The organism is Methylobacterium sp. J-070, from assembly GCF_022829385.1.
Lineage (GTDB): Bacteria > Pseudomonadota > Alphaproteobacteria > Rhizobiales > Beijerinckiaceae > Methylobacterium.
The window spans coordinates 1-5,647 of sequence record NZ_JAKSXX010000031.1 but is presented as its reverse complement, the minus strand read 5'-3'; the positions used below and the strand labels follow the sequence as shown (position 1 = coordinate 5,647).

Annotated in this window: 7 protein-coding genes; 3 read left to right on the top strand and 4 right to left on the bottom strand. The window is 63.8% G+C overall.

From position 1 onward, the window contains the following. Window positions 1-124: 124 nt before the first annotated feature. Together MKL01_RS01365 and MKL01_RS01360 are read right to left on the bottom strand one after the other, a co-directional pair. Window positions 125-304, bottom strand: coding sequence for a hypothetical protein (locus MKL01_RS01365; RefSeq protein ID WP_243903447.1), 180 nt, complete (start codon window positions 302-304; stop codon window positions 125-127). Window positions 305-962: 658 nt separating this feature from the next. Then, complete coding sequence (locus MKL01_RS01360; RefSeq protein ID WP_243903446.1) at window positions 963-1,199, bottom strand: hypothetical protein; 237 nt, start codon at window positions 1,197-1,199, stop codon at window positions 963-965. Between the two features lie 535 nt (window positions 1,200-1,734). On the opposite strand from MKL01_RS01360, the gene MKL01_RS01355 reads away from it, so the two are divergent. Beyond that, entirely contained in the window at window positions 1,735-2,805 is a 1,071-nt protein-coding gene (locus tag MKL01_RS01355) for a hypothetical protein (protein ID WP_243903449.1), read from the top strand. A gap of 31 nt (window positions 2,806-2,836) precedes the next feature. Here MKL01_RS01355 and MKL01_RS01350 read toward each other — a convergent pair whose 3' ends face one another. Beyond that, window positions 2,837-3,190 (bottom strand): methylamine utilization protein, encoded by a 354-nt coding sequence (locus MKL01_RS01350; RefSeq protein WP_243903445.1) that lies wholly within the window; start codon window positions 3,188-3,190, stop codon window positions 2,837-2,839. Window positions 3,191-3,561: 371 nt separating this feature from the next. Here MKL01_RS01350 and MKL01_RS01345 point away from each other — a divergent pair, with 371 nt between their 5' ends. Then, window positions 3,562-4,734, top strand: coding sequence for a YihY/virulence factor BrkB family protein (locus MKL01_RS01345; RefSeq protein ID WP_243903444.1), 1,173 nt, complete (start codon window positions 3,562-3,564; stop codon window positions 4,732-4,734). A gap of 11 nt (window positions 4,735-4,745) precedes the next feature. Here MKL01_RS01345 and MKL01_RS01340 read toward each other — a convergent pair whose 3' ends face one another. After that, entirely contained in the window at window positions 4,746-5,075 is a 330-nt protein-coding gene (locus MKL01_RS01340) for a hypothetical protein (protein ID WP_243903443.1), read from the bottom strand. A 136-nt stretch (window positions 5,076-5,211) separates the two neighbouring features. Here MKL01_RS01340 and MKL01_RS01335 point away from each other — a divergent pair. Further along, on the top strand, window positions 5,212-5,647 hold a 436-nt coding region (locus MKL01_RS01335; protein WP_313901430.1), incomplete at its 3' end, for a primase-helicase family protein.

Genomic DNA, 5,647 nt, shown 5'->3' with positions numbered 1-5,647 from the left:
CATCAGGGGTGCAGCCTCGTATCGGAGCCTGTCGGACCAGGCTAGAACCCGCCCCGGGGGAGTGGGGCAGTCGTGGGCGCCAGGAGGTGGTCTGCGGTGAGCGTCAGCGGCCGAGCCGTCGCAATCACTTCCTTTGCTCTGTCTCTGCCTTGGCCTTTTCGAAAACCTCATGGCCAGTAGCACCCTCGACCGGGTCCTTGCTCCCGGGCTCGCTGGCGGTCGTCGGATCCGGCACGTTGACGTTCGGGATCGGTATCGTCGGGGGCACGACGCTCTCACCCAGTCGCTTGTCGCTGTCAGACATTACTGCCTCCGGTATCACCGTACCGATACCTGTCGCTTATGCCGCCGTAGCGCGACTGCCACACGCCGGGCCTCGTAGTTTCGCCGCAACGGCGTGCCGAGGCCGCCCTGTCCTTCCGGCGCATACCCATGGGTCAGCACCCCGTCCGGCCCATAGATGCGGTGCATCTCATCACGCCAGAGCCGATCCGCAGATGCGAGGGCAGCTTCTGTGAGGGCTAAGCGGGTGGGATCCGAAAGGGTCATGGAAAACTCCGCGCGCATTTCGCCTAACGCGGCGATTAAGCCGGAGGTCCGCAGAGTTGGAGTCATTCCTTCCGGGCAGCCTCTATCTGCCGATCGTACGCCGCGAGGTTCAAGAAGCCGACACCTCACGCTCCTCCTGCTACTTAGGCTCCCCGATAACCCTTCCCATCATCACGAGGATGCTCATGAGGCGGGGCTTCCTGATCACCCTCAGGCGCGCCCATGTCGTCTGGTTCGGTGGCGCCCGGCGAGCGTGGGCCCTCTACCGTACCTCTCACCGGAAGGTCCTCATAGGCGCGCTCACCCGCTGGTGCATCAGCATGATCGGTCTCAGGACGCTTCGGATCGATCATGCTTGCACTCCTTCCAGCGCTCACGAAGCCAAACCGGATTTCGGCTTCAACTGAGGCTACTTATGGGCGGGCGGCCTTGTACGGCTGCACCACCCTCGGCTGTAGCTGGTTCTGGACGGCCTTGGCTTGATCCGACGGTAGCTCCTCGACGGTCATCTGGAGGCTTGGTCCGACGACCTTCCCGAAAGCCTCGCGAGCATCGGTCTCATTGTCCGCCAGCACGATCGTGAGGTGAGTCTCAGAGACCGTGTGGTCTGGCGGGGGCAGCGTCATCTGCTGGGCGACAAAGACGGGCATGATGCGATCCGTGCTGCCCCGACTATCTCGTGTGTCGAGTGAGGGCTTCTTCTCCTGCGGCGCGTGCCTCTTCCTCGCTCACGTAGGTGCCATCCGACATGATGACCGGGTTCAGCGGCATGTCGTCGGCGTCGAAGAGATGCCATTTGAAGCGTCCGGGCTCCGAAGGATCGGGCAGGACACGGACGACGGCGGGCGGGGCTCTATCCATGACCTACCATGCCACGCACATCCGTCCCGTCAAAGACTAGGTCGATCACGGTGCAGCGTCGCCAGCGCAGTCACGCCGAGCACGGCCACCTCGACAGCCATACCGCTGCTCGCCATCTCAGCGCATGCCCAAGCAACACAGCCAGACCGCCTGACACTTGCAGGAGAAGTCCGTCGACGTAATTGTCGGTTTATGCCCCTAATCCACATTAATCACTGCTGTTAACCAACTGGTAACATTCGTTAATAGATCGTTGGCGCGAGGCCCTACTTTGTGAGGAAATACGTAGGCGGGTCGATGCCCGTTACGTCCTCCGAGGTCATCATGGTTCGGGTCACGGCGCCTAGGCGCCCCTTGCGCCTGGGTACGCGCACGCTTGCGAGCCTCGCCGCGCCGCCACTGCTCCTGCTCGCCGGAACCGGCTCGGCCAGCGCGCACGTGAAATGGTTCTGCGCCTACGACGTCGCCGGCCAGCCGCGGGGCCTCGAACAGGTGCTCTGTGTCGATTTCGAGTGGCTGACCGGCCTCGCCCTCGTCTGCTTTATGTTCGGCTGCCTGGTCGAGGGTACTCCGCTCGGCACCGCTCTGCTGAACGCCCTGGATCGCGTGACCACGCGCATCCGCACGGATACCGAGCTGCTGGTCCGGTGCACCCTCGGCTTCTTCCTCGTCTCGCTGTGGGATCTCGGCGGCATCATCCTGACCCCCGAGCTGAAGACCGACGCCAGCTGGATCTCCTGGCTGCAGCTCGCCATGGCCGCCTGCCTGATCTGGCGCCGGACCATGCCATTCACCGGCCTCGGCATCGCCTTCCTGTACGGGTTCGCCACGGCGCAGTACGGCTTCTTCCACATGGCCGACTATCCCGTGTTCCTCGGCGTGGCCGCCTACCTTGTGATGAGCGGTCTCGGCATCAGCCCGCTCGGGCTGCGCCCCCTCGATGTCGTGCGCTACGCGGCGGCTGTAACCCTGATGTGGGCGTCCGTGGAGAAGTGGGCCTATCCCGAGTGGACCGCGCCGCTCATCGCCGCCAAGCCGGAGATGACTATGGGCGCTTCGCCCGAGCTGTTCATGCAGTCGGCGGGCGTGATCGAGTTTACCCTGGCCTTCTCGCTGGTCTGGACGCTCCTGGTGCGGCGCATGGCGGCGCTGATCCTGACCGGGATCTTCGTCTCAGCGATCTTCGAGTTCGGCAAGGTCGACGCCACCGGGCACTCCGGCATCATCATCGTGCTGCTCGGGATTGCGGCCGACGATGCGCGGACCGCGGTTCGGGTGCGCGATGCAGCTTGGGCGCCGGCATACTATGGTGGGTCGCTCGCGACCTTCCTGGCTCTGTACTACCTCGGCCACGAAGCGCTGTATGAAGGTTTCGGTCGCCTGCCGGTCATCTGAGGTGACGCGGAAAAGGCTGGTTTCAGACCGTTTACTCCACGTGCACGGCGAGCTTCATCTTTGGGTGGATGCCACACAGGACGATGAAATCACCCTCTTTTGGAAAGGTGATGACGGCCTTGGCGCCGGGCTCGATGTCGCCGGAGTCGAAAGCGAATGCCTCGCTTTCGACATAGGCATGATGGACGAAATTGGCATCGTCGTTGACGATGGTGACATGCTCTCCAGATCGCAGGAAGACGTCCCGCGGCCCGAACTGCTTGCCCTTCTGCGATATGACGTGATCCGAGTCCGGCAGGCTTGCGATGGCGCCGCTGACCACAGCTAGGGAAACCGCGGTACCGAGGAGTATCATCGTCAGAAACTTTCGATTATTATTCAGCATCTGAACCATCGTAGGTAGATTGCAATTTGGCTAGAGATTGAATTTGCCTCGTTAATGACATCCAAAGATACCTGAAATTTGTATGTCATGACGAGGTTGTGATCGCGCGCCGTTCAGCGGCTGCGATGTGGGCGAGAAAGGGCCTCCGAGGTGGATCGAACCAAACTCGAAACCCGTCCCATCGCTCGCCATCTTGAGCCCTTGTCCGGGCAGCACGGCCAGACCTACGATCCGCAGGAGGAGCCGGCCCAGCAGACCAGCTATTTGATCCTGCTGATCCCCCGCCAAAGCTGATCGGTGCAACGTCCTGGGCAATTCATCGTTGATGCAGGTGACCCCACTGCATAGCATGACCTGCGCGGGAGCCTCCAATGACCCCTTCCCGCCCAGATCGCACGCGTTCTGATCCCGATGAGCAGGGAAACTCCCTTGTCTGGACACTGGCCCTGACCACCGCCCTCCTCGGCATCGTCGCCCTGCCGCGTCGCACGGCTCGCCAAGGATCCGCCGATAAGAAGGCACCGGAGGATGAAGCCGGAGCGGCGCGTCAGACTTCACCTTCTCACTCCGGCAGCGCCGCTCACGAGGTTGCCCGCACCCAGGCTGATCGTGGGCGCCAAGCTACGCGACCGACCGAAATCCCGGCTAAAGGCTGGAAGGATATCGCCCTGCGCACCTACCGGGACATCGGTGAGAACCGGATCATGCTGGTGTCGGCCGGCGTGACCTTCTTCGCCCTGCTGGCGATCTTTCCGGCCATCGCTGCCTTGGTGTCCGTCTACGGCCTCGTGGCCGATGCCTCGACCATCAACGACCAGCTCGCCAGCCTCCAGGGGATCCTGCCCCAGGGGGCGCTCGACATCCTCAGCGACCAGGTCAAGAACCTGAATGAGAAGGGCAACGCCACGCTGGGGCTGAGCTTGCTCTTCGGTATCGCCCTGTCGGTGTGGAGCGCCAACGGCGGCATGAAGCACATCTTCGACGCGCTCAATCTCGTCTACAACGAGCGCGAGAAGCGCAACTTCGTCGTGCTCAATCTCGTGTCGCTGGCATTCACCGCCGGCGCGCTGCTGTTCCTGATCCTGGCGCTCGGTGCCGTCGTGGTGCTGCCAGTCGAGTTCGAGTTTATCGGCATCGGCAAGGACGCCTGGTGGTTGGCCCTTCTGCGCTGGCCGGTGCTCCTACTCGCCGTGCTCGGCGGCCTGGCGGTGCTCTATCGCTACGGCCCAAGCCGGGACGCGCCGCGCTGGCACTGGGTCACCGGAGGGAGCGCCGTGGCGGCAGTTCTCTGGCTCGGAGGCTCGTTGCTGTTCTCGTGGTACGTCGCCCACTTCGGCAGCTACAACAAGACCTACGGTTCGCTGGGGGCGGCGATCGGGTTCATGACGTGGATCTGGATCTCGACGATCATCGTGCTGCTCGGCGCGCAGGTGAACGCCGAGATGGAGCACCAGACGGCCGAAGACACGACGGTCGGCGAGCCGCAGCCGCTGGGCACGCGGGGAGCGAAGATGGCCGACACGGTAGGTGCTGCAGCGGAATAAGCGGCTTACCCTCACAATCCGGCACTACGCAGCATCCCGTAGATCTTGCCCGGATCGAACATCTGCTGAGCCTTCTGCAGGCAGGTCGTCTGAGGCTTGTACGGCTTCGCAAGCTTCAACTCCGGCACCTTCGCCTGCTGCTGCGCCTTCACGGCGCCGAGCGCGTTAGCGACGTTGCCGTAGGAATTGTCCGGCGGCTGTGCGGGAGTGCCGTCCACCGTCAGGGGCTGCCCGGACAAGGACGCCACGTCTGGCGTCGGCGAGAACTGGACCGATACGGATGATCCGAGGCCCTGAACACCGGCGAGCCCGAACCCGCCGGCCTTAGCGGTCGACCCCATCGAGGTCCCGGCCGGTCGAGCCATGCCCGGTGAACCCGACGAGGAACCGGGGCTCGGTAGCGACTGACCACTCGCGAAGCTGTTGGCGTAGGCTTGCGTCGTAGCCAAGGATACACTCGGGAACGCTCTCTGCCAGATCTTCGGTCAGCACGGCACGCACATCAGCAGCGCCGAGCACCTGGCCGGGCGGTTCAACGGTCACCTGCGCGACGCCTGCCTTCTGTTCGCCGATGAGGCCTACTGGCCCGGCGACAAGGGCGCCGAGGGTTCGCTGAAGCGCCTCGTGACCGAGCCGGACCTGTTCATCGAGGCCAAGGGTCGCGACGGCATCACGGTCGCGAACATGCTGCACATCATCATGGCTTCAAACGAGGACTGGATCGTGCCGGCCGGCGAGGACGAGCGCCGGTACGCGGTGTTCACGGTCTCGGCCGACCACATGCAGGACGAGACCTGGTTCCGGCCGCTCTACGCCGAGATCGCGAACGGCGGCCTCGCCGCCATGCTGTACGACATGCTGGCTCACGACCTCGGCGACTGGCACCCGCGCCGGATCCCGAAGACCGCCGGCC